The sequence below is a fragment of the Bradyrhizobium sp. YR681 genome (assembly GCF_000282615.1).
Classification (GTDB): domain Bacteria; phylum Pseudomonadota; class Alphaproteobacteria; order Rhizobiales; family Xanthobacteraceae; genus Bradyrhizobium.
On the sequence record NZ_AKIY01000131.1, the window covers coordinates 1 to 15,291 of the forward strand.

Annotated in this window: 17 protein-coding genes and 1 pseudogene; 8 read left to right on the top strand and 10 right to left on the bottom strand. The window is 63.3% G+C overall.

The genetic code is table 11. The features are described from left to right. Together PMI42_RS11890 and oxlT (PMI42_RS11895) are read right to left on the bottom strand one after the other, a co-directional pair. Positions 1–418, bottom strand: a 418-nt coding sequence (locus PMI42_RS11890) for a CBS domain-containing protein (RefSeq protein WP_008134095.1), incomplete at its 3' end; no start/stop codon positions are given. A gap of 180 nt (positions 419–598) precedes the next feature. After that, entirely contained in the window at positions 599–1,921 is a 1,323-nt protein-coding gene (gene oxlT / locus PMI42_RS11895; protein WP_008134097.1) for an oxalate/formate MFS antiporter, read from the bottom strand. On the opposite strand from oxlT (PMI42_RS11895), the gene PMI42_RS39065 reads away from it, so the two are divergent. Next, positions 1,908–2,144 carry a hypothetical protein gene (locus PMI42_RS39065; protein ID WP_157195739.1) on the top strand — a complete coding sequence of 79 codons (237 nt, stop codon included), beginning with the start codon at positions 1,908–1,910 and terminating at the stop codon, positions 2,142–2,144. The genes oxlT (PMI42_RS11895) and PMI42_RS39065 overlap by 14 nt on opposite strands. 40 nt (positions 2,145–2,184) lie before the next feature. Here the strand turns inward: PMI42_RS39065 and oxlT (PMI42_RS11900) are convergent, their stop codons facing one another. Both oxlT (PMI42_RS11900) and PMI42_RS40020 read right to left on the bottom strand, forming a co-directional pair. Continuing rightward, on the bottom strand, positions 2,185–3,471 hold the full coding sequence (oxlT, locus tag PMI42_RS11900) for an oxalate/formate MFS antiporter (RefSeq protein ID WP_008134099.1): 1,287 nt from the start codon (positions 3,469–3,471) through the stop codon (positions 2,185–2,187). Positions 3,472–3,717: 246 nt separating this feature from the next. Further along, positions 3,718–3,855, bottom strand: coding sequence for a hypothetical protein (locus PMI42_RS40020; RefSeq protein ID WP_008134101.1), 138 nt, complete (start codon positions 3,853–3,855; stop codon positions 3,718–3,720). Between the two features lie 281 nt (positions 3,856–4,136). Between PMI42_RS40020 and PMI42_RS11905 the strand changes: the two genes are divergently transcribed. Beyond that, positions 4,137–5,468: an Hsp70 family protein gene (locus PMI42_RS11905; RefSeq protein WP_008134103.1), complete on the top strand. Its 1,332-nt coding sequence runs from the start codon at positions 4,137–4,139 to the stop codon at positions 5,466–5,468. A gap of 30 nt (positions 5,469–5,498) precedes the next feature. Here the strand turns inward: PMI42_RS11905 and PMI42_RS11910 are convergent, their stop codons facing one another. Both PMI42_RS11910 and PMI42_RS37895 read right to left on the bottom strand, forming a co-directional pair. Next, positions 5,499–5,942, bottom strand: coding sequence for an SRPBCC family protein (locus PMI42_RS11910; RefSeq protein ID WP_008134105.1), 444 nt, complete (start codon positions 5,940–5,942; stop codon positions 5,499–5,501). A 107-nt stretch (positions 5,943–6,049) separates the two neighbouring features. Continuing rightward, positions 6,050–6,169, bottom strand: a pseudogene (locus PMI42_RS37895) (zinc-binding dehydrogenase); the annotation flags it as partial. A 406-nt stretch (positions 6,170–6,575) separates the two neighbouring features. Here PMI42_RS37895 and PMI42_RS11915 point away from each other — a divergent pair. From PMI42_RS11915 to PMI42_RS11935, 5 genes are all read left to right on the top strand, one after another. Further along, complete coding sequence (locus tag PMI42_RS11915; protein WP_008134107.1) at positions 6,576–7,049, top strand: hypothetical protein; 474 nt, start codon at positions 6,576–6,578, stop codon at positions 7,047–7,049. A gap of 96 nt (positions 7,050–7,145) precedes the next feature. Then, positions 7,146–7,466, top strand: coding sequence for a hypothetical protein (locus PMI42_RS11920; RefSeq protein ID WP_008134108.1), 321 nt, complete (start codon positions 7,146–7,148; stop codon positions 7,464–7,466). Positions 7,467–7,800: 334 nt separating this feature from the next. Beyond that, entirely contained in the window at positions 7,801–8,010 is a 210-nt protein-coding gene (locus PMI42_RS11925) for a cold-shock protein (protein ID WP_008134109.1), read from the top strand. Positions 8,011–8,108: 98 nt separating this feature from the next. Next, entirely contained in the window at positions 8,109–8,351 is a 243-nt protein-coding gene (locus tag PMI42_RS11930; protein WP_008134110.1) for a hypothetical protein, read from the top strand. 48 nt (positions 8,352–8,399) lie between these two features. Continuing rightward, positions 8,400–8,624: a hypothetical protein gene (locus tag PMI42_RS11935; protein ID WP_035965358.1), complete on the top strand. Its 225-nt coding sequence runs from the start codon at positions 8,400–8,402 to the stop codon at positions 8,622–8,624. Between the two features lie 45 nt (positions 8,625–8,669). Here PMI42_RS11935 and PMI42_RS11940 read toward each other — a convergent pair whose 3' ends face one another. The 4 genes from PMI42_RS11940 to PMI42_RS11955 all read right to left on the bottom strand — a co-directional run bounded on the left by PMI42_RS11940 (position 8,670) and on the right by PMI42_RS11955 (position 13,127). Continuing rightward, complete coding sequence (locus PMI42_RS11940; protein ID WP_008134112.1) at positions 8,670–8,852, bottom strand: hypothetical protein; 183 nt, start codon at positions 8,850–8,852, stop codon at positions 8,670–8,672. Between the two features lie 365 nt (positions 8,853–9,217). Further along, positions 9,218–10,495, bottom strand: a complete 1,278-nt coding sequence (gene frc, locus PMI42_RS11945; RefSeq protein WP_008134113.1) for a formyl-CoA transferase — start codon at positions 10,493–10,495, stop codon at positions 9,218–9,220. 145 nt (positions 10,496–10,640) lie between these two features. Continuing rightward, positions 10,641–12,374 carry an oxalyl-CoA decarboxylase gene (gene oxc, locus PMI42_RS11950; RefSeq protein ID WP_008134116.1) on the bottom strand — a complete coding sequence of 578 codons (1,734 nt, stop codon included), beginning with the start codon at positions 12,372–12,374 and terminating at the stop codon, positions 10,641–10,643. A gap of 60 nt (positions 12,375–12,434) precedes the next feature. Next, the gene (locus PMI42_RS11955) at positions 12,435–13,127 is read right to left on the bottom strand and encodes a GntR family transcriptional regulator (protein ID WP_162137408.1); all 693 of its coding nucleotides are present in this window, start codon (positions 13,125–13,127) and stop codon (positions 12,435–12,437) included. Positions 13,128–13,474: 347 nt separating this feature from the next. Here PMI42_RS11955 and PMI42_RS11960 point away from each other — a divergent pair. Next, a partial coding sequence (locus PMI42_RS11960; protein ID WP_008134120.1) for an acetate--CoA ligase family protein occupies positions 13,475–15,291 on the top strand: 1,817 nt, incomplete at its 3' end.

Genomic DNA, 15,291 nt, shown 5'->3' on the forward strand with positions numbered 1-15,291 from the left:
CTTGCGGCGAGCCGTTGATCGCCTCGTCGACGGCAGCCGCGATGTCGCGCATGCTGATGACGGAGACGAGGCTGTAATCGTCGATCACGGGCAGATGACGGATGTGATTGCGGTTCATCAGATGCCGGACGTGCTCGATCGTGTCTGATGAGGTGCAGGACACCAGCTGCTGCACCGAGACGAGCTGCGAGACCTTGACGTTGATGGCATTGGCGCCGTGCTCGGCCACCGCGCGCACCACGTCGCGCTCGGTGAACATGCCGACGGCGGTGTTGCCTTCAGAACGCACCACGTCCTTGACCACGAGCGCGCTGATGTTGTTGGCGCGCATCAGCTTGGCGGCGATACCCACCGTTTCGTTCATTCGCACCGTGACAACGCGCGGTGTCTTCTTGCGCAGGATGTCTCCGACCAGCATTGCAACCTCCCTGGGTGAAATGACCAGCGAAGTGTGGTATACATAATGCCAATCGTCAAGCGCTGGATTTGGCTGATCCGAAAAATCTTGAGGCAGCGATGCTGACGTTTGTCGTCGGGCCAAAATGAAAAGGGGCGCATCGCTGCGCCCCTGTCTCGATCGTGCAGTGGATGTGGCGGCTTACGCCGTCTCGGTCTTGGCAGCGCCCGTCGCGGTGTTGGCGCTTTCGGCTTCCTTGCCGAGGATGAAGGAGCGGCGCAGCGGCTTGATCACGAACAGTGCCATCAGCGCGGCAGTCGCGTTCAACGCCACCGCGACCACGAACACGGCCTTCCAGCCATAGGTTGCCGAAATCACGCTCGCGAGCGGGACGAGCAGGGATGCGGTGCCCTTCGCGGTGTAGAGCATGCCGTTGTTGGTGGTCGCGTATTTCGAACCGAACGTGTCGCCGCAGGTGGCGGGGAACAGCGAGTAGATCTCGCCGAACACGCCGAAGTAAACCGCGGTCGCGAGCACGAAGACAACGGGAACGTGACCATAGGCCGACAGCGTCAGCAGCATCGCCGCCGCGGTGCCGAACGCGATGAACATGGTGTGCTCGCGGCCGATCGTGTCGGAGACCCAGCCGAAGAAGGGACGGCCGAAGCCGTCGAAGATGCGGTCGAGCGAGATCGCGAAGGTCAGCGCCGCCATCTGGAAGCCGGCGAGCGTCACCGGCGTGTCGGCGATCTTGAAGTCGTGCGCGATCGGGCCGATCTGGGCCGCGGTCATCAGGCCGCCCGAGGCGACCATGACGAAAACGAGATACATCACCCAGAAAATAGGGGTGCGCAGCACTTGCGGCGGGGTGAAGTCGATCTTGGTCTGCGGCAGATTGAGCTGCTTCTTCTTCGGCGGAATCGAGAGCCGCGGCGGCTGGATGAAGAAGGCGAGCACGAACACGATCAGCCCCTGGCCGATGCCGAAGGTGAAGAATGCGTGCTGATAACCGCTCGCAGCGATCATGGTCGCGATCGGGACCACGGTGAGCGCGGCGCCGGCGCCGAATCCGGCGGCTGTCGCGCCGGCGGCAAGGCCCCGACGGTCCGGAAACCATTTCAGCGCGTTGCCGACGCAGGTGCCGTACACCGCGCCCGCGCCCATGCCGCCGACGATCGCGGCTGCGTAGAGCAGGGTGAGGCTATCGGCGTAGGAGTTGAGCACCCAGGACAGCGCGATCATCACGCCGCCGAACATGATGACGATGCGCGGGCCGTATTTGTCGACGAACCAGGCCTCGACCGGCACCAGCCAGGTTTCGGTGACGACGAAGATGGTGAAAGCGAGCTGGATCGCGGCGCGTCCCCAATGGTGGGCCGCATCGATCGGATCGACGAACAGCGTCCAGCCGTATTGCAGATTGGCGATCATCGCCATGCAGACGATGCCCATGCCGAGCTGGAGCCAACGGAAACCTGTGCGAAGAGGCGCGGCCGTAACGGCGCCGTCCGTGCTGGAAATCATCAAGAACCTCCCAACGCGCCTGATTGATTGCATCCTGGGATTGCAAGGTGACCCAGTGTCGCAAATATTGTGGCTTATCGTCGCAAGCGCGGCGGGGAGATTGGTATACCATATTCCAGAAGGCAAGCCCAATCTTGTGATGCGGCGCAAGAAAAAGCGCGCGGTTCCCTTTGGTGGCGGCGGCAGGCGCAGGTTCTGCAAAAACGAAAACGCCCGGCCGTGAGGCCGGGCGTCATGCTGCAAATGAACTGCGGTGAAGCGCGTCAGACGGTCGATTTGGCGACCACGATCTTGCGCCAGGGTTTCAGCACCGCGATCGCCAGTGCCGAGGCGAGGATGTTGGCGCCGGCGGCAATGATGAACACGCTGTCCCAGGTGCCCGACGACTGCTGCATGTAGTTGGCGATCGGCACCAGCAGCGCGGCGGTGCCCTTTGCGGTGTAGAGCAGGCCCGCATTGGTGGTCGCGAACTTCGAGCCGAACGTGTCGGTGCAGGTCGAGGGGAACAGCGAGTAGATCTCACCCCAGGCGAAGAACACGAAGCCCGAGAGCAGCACGAACCAGATCGGATCGTGGCCCCAGAGGTAAAGCATCCAGATGCCGAACCCTTCCATGCCGAAGGCGATGAACATCGTGTTCTCGCGGCCGATCATGTCGGAGATCCAGCCGAAGAACGGGCGCGTCAGGCCGTTGAGCACGCGGTCGATCGTGGCCGCGAAGGTCACCGCCGTCATCGTCACCGCCATCAGCGTCACCGGAACGCTGTCGACCTTCCAGTCGACCGCGATCGGCTTCAGGTTGGCCGTCACCATCAGGCCGCCCGCGCCGACGATCACGAACATGAAGTACATCAGCCAGAAGATCGGCTGACGCAGCACCTCGGTCGGCTGGTAGTTGCGGCGCGTCTGCACCAGATTCGCGTTCGCCACCACGGCCGGCACCTGGCCTGCTTTCGGCGCGAGCAGGAAGAAGGCGAGGATGCAGATGATGATGCCTTGTCCAAGGCCGAAATAGAGGAAGGTGGTCTGGAAGCCACTGTCCTTGATCATGGCCTGGATCGGCGCGACGGTGAGCGCGGAGCCTGCACCGAAGCCGGCCGCCGTGATGCCCGCAGCAAGACCGCGCTTGTCCGGAAACCATTTCAGCGCGTTGCCGACGCAGGTGCCGTAGACGCCGCCGGCACCGATGCCCGCGATGATCATGCCGAGATAGTAGCCGTTGAGCGTGGTCGCCTGCGCGTTGATCGCCCAGCCGGCGGCGCAGAGAATGCCGCCGATCAGCACGACGATGCGCGGACCGTATTTGTCGACGAACCATCCTTCGACCGGCACCAGCCAGGTCTCGAACAGGACGAAGAGCGTGAAGGCCCATTGGATCGAGGCGCGATCCCAGCCGAACTTCTTCTGGATGTCGGGGACGAAGAACGTCCAGCCGTATTGATAATTGGCGATCATCACCATCGCCGCTACACCGACCGCCAATTGCGCCCAGCGATACGTGTCGCTAACGCGCGCGGCTGTAGGGGCCGTTGCCTGCACCATGTCCGTCATAAAGCCTCCCGTGGCGCCTCTAATTTTTCTGCGAGCGCTGGAGGGGCATTCTTGTATTCATTATGCCAAGGTTCAAGCGCTGGTCTGGTCACCGTGCGCAAATGCCGCAGGACCTTTACCGGTTGCGGCTGTGACTCAGGACAGCACAAGTAGAAATGGCCCCGTCCTGCGGGGCCATTCATCATAAGTCGTATGTCGGCGGGTTTGAAACCGGCGCGCCGTTGCCGCGGCGCCGGAAATGCGCGCTTACAGCCCGAAACGCGGCAGGTCGCCGTTGTGATTCGAGATCTCGGCGCTGGCCATCAGGAAACGGTCGACTGCGGCCAGAAAACGGGTGAGCAGCGAGGCGGAGGGGGCGAGAGCGACGGCGGCGGTCTTGGACATCTGAAATCCCTTTCTCAAGACGGTCAGTAGTGCTGTCTCATTTCGAAAGGCAATCTACGTATACCAGATGCCAGTGTCCATGCATTCCATTGCATAGCAGCATGGAGCCCTTCGCATTGCAGCATACAGTCCGTTAAAGCGGCCGATTTGGGCGTCAAATGCCAAAAAGCCGCCGAATTCAGGTGATTCGGCCCGTCTGCGTCGACAAACGGGGCCTTGGCAGCGGGGCGCGAAGCCGGTAGAGGTCTGCCCCCTTTTCCAATCATCTGTCAGAGTGGTTCATGTCGAGCGCCTCGCCCGCCGTCTCGATCGGCATCGATTTTGGGACCAGCAACACGGTCGTGGCTCTCGCGGCGGACGACCGCCGGGTCGAGGCCATCCGCTTCGACCACGGCGGGCAGCGCCACAGCACCTACGTCTCGGCGCTGTGCTTCTGGGAGGACCGGCCGGGTGCCGGCGCCCAGGCCGAAGGCGGCCCCTGGGCGATCGAGCAGTTCCTCGAAGGGCGCCACGTCTACCGCTTCCTCCAGTCCTTCAAGACTTTTGCCGCGAGCTCGAGCTTCAACACCACCCAGGTGTTCCGGCAGCGCTTCAAGTTCGAGGACATCCTGGCGGCGTTTTTGCGCACGCTGGCGCGCCATGGCGGCGACAAATTCGGCTTCGAGGCGGCCAACATCACGGTCGGCCGCCCGGTGCGCTTCGCCGGTGGCAATCCCGACGAGGCGCTGGCCATGCAGCGTTACCGGGCCGCGTTCGAGCGTCTCGGCGCCGGTCACGCGCGCTATGTCTACGAGCCCGTGGGCGCGGCGTTCTCCTTCGCCCGAAGGCTCGAGCGCGATGCCACCGTACTGGTCGCGGATTTCGGCGGCGGCACCAGCGATTTTTCGGTGATGCGCTTTTCGCGCGCGGGAGGCAGCCTGCGCGCCGAGCCGCTGGGACACGCCGGCATCGGCATTGCCGGCGACACGTTCGATTACCGCATCGTCGACCACGTCGTCTCGCCACGGCTCGGCAAGGGCTCGAGCTTCCGTTCGTTCGACAAGGTGCTGCCGGTCCCTGGCGGCCACTACACCAACCTGGCGCGCTGGCATCAGCTCGCGATGATGAAGAGCAACGGCGATCTGCGCGAACTGCGGGAGCTGGCGCGCACCGCACTGAAGCCGAAGCTGCTCGAGGATTTCATCACCATCGTCGACCTCGATCTCGGCTTTTCGCTCTACCGCGCGGTGTCCGACGCCAAGGTCGCGCTGTCGGGCCACGACGAGGTGGACTTCCGTTTCAAGGGCGGCGGCGTCGAGATCGGCTCGACCATCACGCGGAAGAATTTCGAAGCCTGGATCGCCGATGACATCGCCCGGCTGGGCGCGACGGTCGACAAGGTGCTGGGCGAGGCCGGCATCACCGCGCGCGAGGTGGAGAAGGTGTTCCTGACCGGCGGCACCTCATTCGTGCCCGCGGTCCGAAAGCTGTTCGCCGACCGCTTCGGCAACGAGCGGCTGATGTCGGGCGACCAGTTCGAATCGATCGCCTACGGCCTCGCGCTGATCGGACACAGTCCCGATCCCGATCGCTGGACCGCCGGCGGCGGGCGCGAGCCGAAGGCGGACGCGTAGGGCGCCCGCCAATCCCTTCGTTTCGGCGCGTTACTGGTTGATCTCGGGCTCGACGAGCCTTGCCAGGTTTCGCAGCGATTCCTGCCAACCGAGATAGCAGGCCTCGACGGGGATGACGTCGGGCAGGCCGGACTGCGTGATCTCGACCTCGGAGCCGACCGAGACCTTCTTCAGCGTCACGGTCACCTCGATCACGCCGGGCAGATTGGGGTCGTCGAACCTGTCGGTGTAGCGGAGGCGCTCGCCAGGCACGAGCTCGAGATATTCCCCGCCGAAGGCGTGGCCGTGACCCGTCGTGAAATTCCGGAACGACATCTTGAACGTCCCGCCGATCTTGGGCTCGAGATGATGCACGGTGCAGGTGAAGCCGTTCGGCGGAAGCCATTTCGCCAGCGCATCGGCCTCGAGGAAGGCGCGATAGACTTTCTCCGGGCTGGCGGCGAGAACGCGGTGCAGGCGGACAGTGCCGGGCATGGTTGTTATCCTCTTCGAATTGATGGGCCGACACCAGCGTCTATGGCCCATTCATGTCCCGAGGACGACCGGGACGCTGCCGATCCGACAGCATTCGCCGGAATTTTTCACCTCATCTGTACGATGACCTTCCCCTTGGCGCGCCCTTGTTCGAGATAGGCGAGTGCCTCCTTGGCCTGGTCGAACGGGAATATCCTGTCGATCACCGGCCGGATTCGTTCTGCTTCGAGGAGCTTGCCGCTACGTCCTGAGCGTCATCGTGAATACCAATCGATCACGACCGGTCGTCGGATTGTCGCTCGCTCCTGCGGCGTGAAGCCATCGTCCTTCTCGACACGACGGCATGACTTTGCGCAAGCCGTAGCGCGCGCCGTGATGGGACGACGTGCGTATCATGCGCAGCGTTCGCACAATTTGCGAGCATGTTGGCTCCGATATGTTTCGAAACACTTGAGCCGGATTTTAGCCTCTAGTCTCAGCGATGAGTCCGTCGCAGGCCGCGTGTCACGACATGGCCGCGCGACGAATCCATCGCACCAGAGGAATTTGCGACATGAAGCAGACGACGCTGCGATACCGGGCCTGCGCCGGGTCCGCAGCCTGCCAGCGGAGACCGCCTCGAGATTGATCGGAATGCCGGCTATCAGTCGAGAATTGAACAAGGCCTACGACGAGGCGCGCGCATCTCACAAGCCGCGCCTGCCCAAGCTCTCGCCGCTCGACATCGACATCGTCGCCGGGCTGGAGAAGAACGGCGTCTACATCACCTCTCTCGACAAGCTTGGTCTGCCGGGCACGGACGCGCTTTGGGCGTCGGCAACCGGCATCGCGAACGCCTATTCCCTCCGCGCTCGATCGGGCGAGTTTGCCGGCGACTATACCGTGCAGGTCGGCGCCCGGGATCTGATGCGTCATCCGCATATCGTCCGCTGGGCCCTCAACGATCGCATCCTCGACATCGTCGAGACCTATCTCGGCCTGCCTGTGGCTTATGACACCATGAATTTCTTCTACACCATGGCCGACGGCCGGCAGGTGGGCGGCACGCAGATGGCATCGCGACGTCGAGGATCGGCGGATGGTCAGGATGATCGTCTACCTGCATGACGTCGATGAGGATACGGGCCGCTTGAAATCCTGCACCGCTCCTTTCCGGGCTGCGACAAGCTCGACGGCGCCAACTTTCCGGTCCTGACGGAGGAAATGCTGGAGGAGAGACTCGGCTCGAAACTGGATCGTGGCGACGTGACGACCTGCACCGGCATGGCCGGCACCGTGATCTTCGCGGACGTCGCCAGCCACTACCATCGCGGGCGTCCGGCGATCGCGCGCGACCGATGCGCGCTCTTCTACAGGTTCTTCTCGCGTACGCCGCTTCGACCGTTCTTCTGCGAGCGGCATGTGTTCTCACGCGAGCAGCTTTCCGAGCTTGCGGCCGGCCAGACCGCCCGCGCGCGCGATTGCATGCTGTGGCACTCACGCCTTCCTCTGCTCGCGCGGATCGTGCCACGGGCGCGGTATTAGAGCGTGTTCGAGCGAAGTGGATGCCGGTTCGCGCAGAGAAAACGCGTCAAAACAGGCAGGGATCGTCCTTTGTCATGTCGGAGCCCCGGGGGACCCGGAGAGTTCGGCCGCGCATCCTCGAACCGGCACAGGTTCCACCAAAGGCGCGGGCGCGATTAAATCCGGTCGAAGCCTTGCTAATGTCGATGGTGAGGTATACTTTAAACACGTTCGTTCAGCCGCTGTGCCTTGTTGAATGCGCCCGCGGGCTCCTTTTCCAGAGACATCGACGAATTGAAACGATTCTGCGTGAGCGTCACGCGGACTGCGCGTTTGTGCGCTTTGGAGAAGAAGAATGCCGACAGGTACAGTGAAGTGGTTTAACGGCCAGAAGGGCTTTGGATTCATTCAGCCCGACGACGGTGGCAACGACGTGTTCGTTCACATCAGCGCGGTCGAGCGTGCGGGTCTTGCGGGTCTCGCCGAGGGCCAGAAGGTCAACTTCGAGGCCAAGACCGACAAGATGCGGGGCAAGGTCAGCGCTGAGAATCTCTCGCTGGCTTAAGCTCTCCAGTGCCGTTTCACGGATGTACTGAAACGGCCATGCGACCCGCTCGATCGTAAGGATTGAGCGGGTTTTGTCCGTTGTCGAGCAGGTGAGAGATGAGCGCCAGGAAATCGGCAGAACTTTCGCCCGCGGGTATCGCGCGCTCCGATCGCCAACGTCTGGCGGCCGAAGAGGGGGCGCGGGCGATGGCGGATGCCGAAAAGCAATCTGCCGAACTTCGCAAGAACATGGCGCGGCTGCGCGAGCTGCGTGAGGCCAAGGAAGCTGCGGAGGCAGCTCTTCGCGCGTCGTTGCCGGTGCCTGCGCCGAAAAAGCGCAAGAGGAAACTCTCACCGTAGTCGACGTCAATCGCGCTGAAAATCTGGAGGCCGGTCACATGCTAGAGAGTGCGGATCGTGCCTAGGATCAAGCCGGATAGCGGCGGCACAATCACCTTTTTTCTCGCGCTTGGCGCAGGGCGACAGATGTGCCGGCTTGCCACCACGTTTCAGACCCAGAAGCAGGCCTTCAGCTACCTTCAGAAGTACCGGACGGAGTTCGAGCGCATCGCGCGGATACGGCTGGCTTCAGGCGAGCTCGAAGACGGGATCGTCGTGCTCTCGATGCTCTAGGCCGAGGGCAGGCGTCGATCTTCAGACGCCCCTTCACGATGCTTACTATTCGGAGCGTTCATCCGGCTTGGCCTCGCGGGCCAATCGCTCTGCTTTCAGACGCTCCCGGTTCTCGTTGAAGGAGTGCTGGTCCTTCGCATAGTCATTCATCGGCTGTTGCGTTTTGACAGGCTTGAACGCCTTGTTGGCTTCACGCTTGGCCCGATCGGGGGTTTGATCTTTCAACATGTCGTCCTCGGCTTGATCAACGGGCGTAGTCCCGGCGAGTGCTGGACGCGACGCCTCCCGCTCGCAAGCTGAGTTCAATCGACTTGGCGCCCTCGGGTCAAGAGGGCGGACAATTCTTCAGCATTGGGCAGATATTCTGCGAGGCGCTCGGTCACTCGCTGTGGAAGCGGCACACTCGCGTTTCCGAGAGCGCGCCGGCGAAAGAATAACGGCGGGCCACCGCGTCGGTTCCGCGGGAGCCGTGTTTAATTTGGCGCTGGATGGCTGATCGCGGCCAGCGTGCCGATTGCGGGATGCAGTCCCTCCCGCAGCCAACAAAAAGGCCGCCGAAACCGGCGGCCTTTCGTGTCTTGAGCCAATCCCGCTTACTCGGCGGCCTGCTTCTGCGGCGGGTCGAGCGCGCCGGACTTGTGGATCTCGGCGACCTGGTGGTCGCTGAAGCCGAGCACGCTGCGCAGGATTTCGTCGGTGTGCTCGCCGAGCAGCGGGGAACGCTCGACGTCGCTCGGCGAATCCGACAGCTTGATCGGGTTGCCGACCGAGATGTACTTGCCGCGGGTCGGATGATCGACCTCGACCACGGTGCCGGTCGCGCGCAGCGACTGGTCTTCCGCAATCTCCTTCATCGACAGGATCGGGCCGCAGGGAATGTCGTCCTTGTTGAGGACTTCCATCGCCTCGAACTTGGTCTTGGTCATCGTCCACTGCTCGATGCGGGCGAAGATCTCGTTCAGGCGCGGCAGGCGGGCTGCCGGCTTGGCGTAGTTCGGATCGGTCTTCCAGGTCGGCTCGCCGATCACGTCGCAGATCTTCTCCCAGACCGGGGCCTGGGTGATGAAGTAGATGTAGGCGTTCGGATCGGTCTCATAACCCTTGCACTTCAGGATGCGGCCGGGCTGGCCACCGCCGGAATCGTTGCCGGCGCGCGGCACGGCATCGCCGAACGGAATGCCTTCGCCGAACTGGCTGTACTCCTTGAGCGGGCCGCGCTCGAGCCGCTGCTGGTCGCGCAGCTTGACGCGGGCGAGGTTGAGCACGCCGTCCTGCATTGCGGCGGTGACGCGCTGGCCCTTGCCCGAATGCGTGCGCTGATAGAGCGCGGTGACGATGCCCAGCGCGAGGTGCAGGCCGGTGCCGCTGTCGCCGATCTGCGCGCCGGTGACGAGCGGCAGGCCGTCGCGGAAGCCGGTAGTGGAGGCGGCGCCGCCGGTGCACTGCGCGACGTTCTCATAGACCTTGCAGTCTTCGTACGGCCCGGGGCCAAAGCCCTTGATCGAGGCGACGATCATCTTCGGGTTGATCGACTGGATCTTCTCCCAGGGGAAGCCCATGCGGTCGAGCACGCCGGGGCCGAAATTCTCGACCAGCACGTCGCACTTCTTGATCAGCTCGGTGAGGACTTCCTTGCCCTTGGGGTTCTTGGTGTCGAGCGTGATCGAACGCTTGTTGTGGTTCAGCATGGTGAAATACAGGCTGTCCACGTTCGGGATGTCCTGCAGCTGGCCGCGGGTGATGTCACCCACGCCCGGGCGTTCCACCTTGATCACGTCGGCGCCGAACCAGGCGAGCAGCTGCGTGCAGGTCGGTCCGGACTGGACGTGGGTGAAGTCGAGAATGCGAACGCCCTCGAGCGCTTTGGTCATCGTGTTGCTCCGTATACTCTGTCTGCCCCTGCACCCGGCAGGGAATAAAGGGTTGAGGGGTGGACTAAAGCGCGTCCCGCGCTTTAGCTTTTTGTTTGGGCGTGATCTTTCCGGAAAACCGCTTCACACTTTTCCGGATCACGCCTTACTTCTTCTTCTGCAGAACGCTCTGCGGATTGAGGTTGCCGATGCGGCCGCTCTCCGAGCCTGCGGCCGGATCGATCACCGCGTTGATGAGCGTCGGCTTGCCCGAGGCCATGGCCTCGTTGACCGCGCGCTTCAGTTCATCGGGCGAGGTCGCATTCACGCCGACGCCGCCGAAGGCTTCCATCATCTTGTCGTAGCGCGCGCCCTTGACGAACACGGTCGTCGCGGGATCCGCGTTGACGCTGTTGACGTCGGTGCCACGATAGATGCCGTCATTGTTGAAGATGACGACGCAGATCGGAAGGTTGTAGCGGCAGATGGTCTCGACCTCCATGCCGGAGAAGCCGAACGCCGAGTCGCCTTCTACTGCAAGCACGGGATGGCCGGTCTCGAGCGCCGCCGCAATCGCCTGGCCCATGCCGATGCCCATCACGCCCCAGGTGCCGACGTCGAGACGCTTGCGCGGGCGATACATGTCGATGACGCCGCGGGCGAGGTCGAGCGTGTTGGCGCCTTCGTTGACGAGGATCGCCTCGGGGTGATCCTTGATGACGTTCTTCAGCACGCCGAGCGCGCCGTGATAGTCCATCGGCGACTTGTTGTTCATGAGCTTCGGCGCCATCTTGGCGACGTTCTCGTCGCGCTTGGACACGATCGCCTTGGTCCATTCGGCCGGCGGTGCGGTCCAGCCCGTACCAATCGCCTGGTTGAAGGCCGAGACGACCGAGCCGATGTCGCCGACGACGGGCGCGACGATCTCGACGTTGGAGTCCATCTCCCTCGGCTCGATGTCGACCTGGATGAACTTCTTCGGCGTTTCGCCCCAGCTCTTGCCCTTGCCGTGCGAGAGCAGCCAGTTCAGCCGCGCGCCGATCAGCATGACGACGTCCGACTCTTTCAGCACCGTGGAGCGGGCCGCACCGGCGCACTGCGGATGCGTGTCGGGGAGCAGGCCCTTGGCCATGCTCATCGGGAGGAACGGCACGCCGCTCTTCTCGACGAAGGTCTTGATCTCCTCGTCGGCCTGCGCGTAGGCCGCGCCCTTGCCGAGAATGATGAGCGGACGCTTTGCGTTCCTGAGCACGTCGAGCGCGCGCTTCACCGAAGCGGGCGAGGGGATCTGCGCGGGCGCGGCATCGATCACCTTGACCAGCGACTTCTGGCCGGCCTCTGCGTTCATCACCTGGCCGAACAGCTTTGCCGGCAGGTCGAGATAGACGCCGCCCGGACGGCCGGAGACCGCGGCGCGGATGGCGCGCGCAAAACCGATGCCGATGTCCTGGGCGTGCAGCACGCGGTAGGCCGCCTTGCACAGCGGCTTTGCGATCGCGAGCTGGTCCATTTCCTCATAGTCGCCCTGCTGGAGGTCGACGATCTCGCGCTCCGAGGAGCCGGAGACCAGGATCATCGGGTAGCAGTTGGTGGTGGCGTGCGCGAGCGCGGTGAGACCGTTGAGGAAGCCGGGCGCTGAGACCGTGAGGCAGACGCCGGGCTTCTTGGTGAGGTAACCGGCGATGCCCGCGGCGTATCCGGCGTTCTGCTCGTGGCGGAACGAGATCACGCGAATGCCTTCGGCCTGCGCCATGCGGCCCAAATCCGTGATCGGGATGCCCGGCACATTATAGATGGTGTTGATGCCGTTCAGCTTGAGCGCGTCGATGACGAGATGAAAACCATCCGTCAATTCCTGCTCGGTGCCCGGTGCTTCGGACTTGGTCGCGGTATTCAGCATGGGCCTTGTCTCCCTGGTCTCAATACTGGGGCGAATTTTTCGCCCTTCTGGTGAACGTTGCTAGAAGAGTTCCTGACCGTGCGCTTCGACGTAAGCGGCAAGGCCAAGGGTGTGGTCGCGGGCGCGCTTCTCGGCGAGTTCGGTGTCGCGCGCTTCCAGTGCTTCGATCATGCCGAGATGTTCGGGTAGCGACGTCGCGGTGCGGTCCTTGCGTCCGATGGTCAGCTGCCGATAGCCGCGCACATGCAGCAGCAGGTCGTTGGTGAGATCGACCAGCACCGGGGATTCCGACAGCGAGATCAGCGCCTGGTGGAAGGCGATGTTGGCGCGCGAATATTCCTCGACGTGATCCTCGGGCAGGCGGTCCTTGCCGAAGTCCTTGAAATAGTCGCGCAGCGCCGTGATGTCCTTCTTGCGTGCGGTGGTGGTGATGAGGCGGGCCGCCATGCTCTCCAGCGCCGCCCAGGCGCGGATCATGTCGACGATCTCGCTCTTGGTCCTGCGCACCACCATGATGCCGCGGCGCGGAACGGTCTTGACGAAACCGTCCTGCTCCAGCATCGCGATGGCTTCGCGGATCGGTGTGCGGCTGACACCCAGGCGCTCGGACAACGCGCGCTCGTCGAGCATGACCGGCTCGGGCGTCGAGTAGATGTCCATCTTGAGGATGGCTTCCTTCAAGGCGTCATACGCCTTGTTCTTGAAGCTACTCTCCGGGGCAATACGAACGATTGCGATATCTGCCTCGGCCATGTTCGGCAACGCCTTGGTTGGTTTCCGCAGTGACACGACGAATCTCCTCCAGTGGGAGTCGTCTTTTACAGGATTATTAACGGGAAAGTTTTTGGCATACCACATGCCAGAATGTCAAGCTGCCTATTTTTTGCGGCATTCTAAGCAGTGCATCAGCTTGACAAATTGGCTTCTGGCATACCAAATGCCATCGCCAGCCATTTTTGATCCAAAGCGGCGGAGTAACGTTGGCTTTATGCCACTCCGTTCCGTCGCATGGAACAGAGCGCGGCGAATGGCAAGCATCACGGGCAGCCGCTAACCGCGCGCGCTTTGCAAAGAACGAACCAGGTCAAGGGAGAAGCCACATGTCCAATTCCAAAGATGCCGTCCGCAAGGTGCTTGACCAGGTCAAGGCGGACAATCGCACCAGCCTGACGGCGCCGGAAGGCAAGCTGGTCTGCGACGCCTACGGCATTCCGGTGCCGAAGGAGGGCGTGGCGAAGTCGGCAGGCGAGGCCGGCAAGATGGCGTCCTCGATGGGCTTCCCTGTCGTGATGAAGATCGTCTCGCCGGACATTCTCCACAAGACCGAAGCGGGCGGTGTCATCGTCGGCCTCAAGACGGCCGAGGACGCCGAGAAGGCCTACGAGACCATTCTCGGCAATGCCAGGAAGTACAAGTCCGATGCCAAGATCGAGGGCGTCCAGGTCCAGCAGATGCTGGCCGGTGGCACCGAAGTCATCGTCGGCTCCATCACCGACGGCTCGTTCGGCAAGCTGGTCGCCTTCGGCCTCGGCGGCGTGCTGGTCGAGGTGCTCAAGGACATCACCTTCCGCCTCGCGCCCGCGACCAAGGAAGACGCGCTCTCGATGCTCGACGGCATCCAGGCGCATGAGATTCTCAAGGGCGTGCGCGGCGGCGAGGCAGTGAACCGCACGGCGCTTGCGGATGTCATCGTCAAGGTCTCGCAGCTCGTCACCGATTTCCCTGAAATCGTCGAGCTCGACCTCAACCCTGTCTTCGCGACGGCGAAGAGCGCGATCGCCGCCGACGTGCGCATCGTCGTCGACTTCGCCTATGTACCGAAGCCGAAGCCGCGCCCGACCGAAGAGATCGTCGCGGCCATGAACCGCATCATGCAGCCGAAGGCGGTCGCCGTGGTCGGCGCCTCCGCCGAAGACGGCAAGATCGGCAACTCCGTGATGAAGAACCTCATCAACGGCGGCTACAAGGGCGACATCTACCCGATCCATCCGAAGGCCGCCGAGATCCTCGGCTACAAGGCCTACAAGAGCGTCAAGGACGTGCCCGGCGTGATCGACACGGCGGTGTTCGCGATTCCCGCCAAGTTCGTGGCGGCGGCGCTGACCGAATGCGGCGAGAAGAAAATCCCGGGTGCGGTGCTGATTCCGTCGGGCTTCGCCGAGGCCGGCGCGCCGGAGCTGCAGGCCGAGATCGTCGAGGTCGGCAAGAAGTACGACATCCGCCTGATGGGGCCGAACATCTACGGCTTCTACTATACGCCGGCGAACCTCTGCGCGACCTTCTGCACCGCCTATGACGTCAAGGGCCACGCCGCGCTGTCGTCGCAGTCGGGCGGCATCGGCATGGCCATCATCGGCTTCTCGCGCTCGGCCAAGATGGGCGTCTCCGCGATCGTCGGCCTCGGCAACAAGTCCGATATCGACGAGGACGATCTGCTGGCCTTCTTCGAGCAGGACCCGAACACCAACCTGATCGCGCAGCACTGCGAAGACCTCAAGGACGGCCGCGCCTTCGCGGAAGCCGCCAAGCGCGTCTCCAAGAAGAAGCCGGTCATTGTGCTCAAGGCCGGCCGCACCTCGGCCGGTGCCAAGGCGGCCTCGTCGCACACCGGCGCGCTCGCCGGCAACGACAAGATCTACGAGGACGTGTTGGCGCAGTCCGGCGTGATCCGCGCCCGCAGCCTGCGGCAGCTGCTCGAATTCGCCCGTGGCGTGCCGGTGCTGCCGACGCCGAAGGGCGAGAACGTGCTGATCATCACCGGTGCTGGTGGCTCGGGCGTGCTGCTGTCGGACTCCTGCGTCGACAACGGCCTGTCGCTGATGTCGATGCCGCCGGATCTGGACGCGGCCTTCCGCAAGTTCATCCCGCCGTTCGGCGCGGCCGGAAATCCTGTGGATATCACCGGCGGCGAGCCGCC

What these genes read in the sequence shown, in the direction of transcription:
- PMI42_RS11925 (WP_008134109.1), top strand. Translation starts at nt 7,801, where the DNA reads ATGCCGACAGGTACAGTGAAGTGGTTTAACGGCCAGAAGGGCTTTGGA.
- PMI42_RS11940 (WP_008134112.1), bottom strand. Translation starts at nt 8,852, where the DNA reads ATGTTGAAAGATCAAACCCCCGATCGGGCCAAGCGTGAAGCCAACAAG.
- oxc (WP_008134116.1), bottom strand. Translation starts at nt 12,374, where the DNA reads ATGCTGAATACCGCGACCAAGTCCGAAGCACCGGGCACCGAGCAGGAA.
- frc (WP_008134113.1), bottom strand. Translation starts at nt 10,495, where the DNA reads ATGACCAAAGCGCTCGAGGGCGTTCGCATTCTCGACTTCACCCACGTC.
- oxlT (WP_008134097.1), bottom strand. Translation starts at nt 1,921, where the DNA reads ATGATTTCCAGCACGGACGGCGCCGTTACGGCCGCGCCTCTTCGCACA.
- PMI42_RS40020 (WP_008134101.1), bottom strand. Translation starts at nt 3,855, where the DNA reads ATGTCCAAGACCGCCGCCGTCGCTCTCGCCCCCTCCGCCTCGCTGCTC.
- PMI42_RS11905 (WP_008134103.1), top strand. Translation starts at nt 4,137, where the DNA reads ATGTCGAGCGCCTCGCCCGCCGTCTCGATCGGCATCGATTTTGGGACC.
- PMI42_RS11955 (WP_162137408.1), bottom strand. Translation starts at nt 13,127, where the DNA reads ATGGCCGAGGCAGATATCGCAATCGTTCGTATTGCCCCGGAGAGTAGC.
- oxlT (WP_008134099.1), bottom strand. Translation starts at nt 3,471, where the DNA reads ATGACGGACATGGTGCAGGCAACGGCCCCTACAGCCGCGCGCGTTAGC.
- PMI42_RS11910 (WP_008134105.1), bottom strand. Translation starts at nt 5,942, where the DNA reads ATGCCCGGCACTGTCCGCCTGCACCGCGTTCTCGCCGCCAGCCCGGAG.
- PMI42_RS11920 (WP_008134108.1), top strand. Translation starts at nt 7,146, where the DNA reads ATGCTGGAGGAGAGACTCGGCTCGAAACTGGATCGTGGCGACGTGACG.
- PMI42_RS11915 (WP_008134107.1), top strand. Translation starts at nt 6,576, where the DNA reads ATGCCGGCTATCAGTCGAGAATTGAACAAGGCCTACGACGAGGCGCGC.
- PMI42_RS11930 (WP_008134110.1), top strand. Translation starts at nt 8,109, where the DNA reads ATGAGCGCCAGGAAATCGGCAGAACTTTCGCCCGCGGGTATCGCGCGC.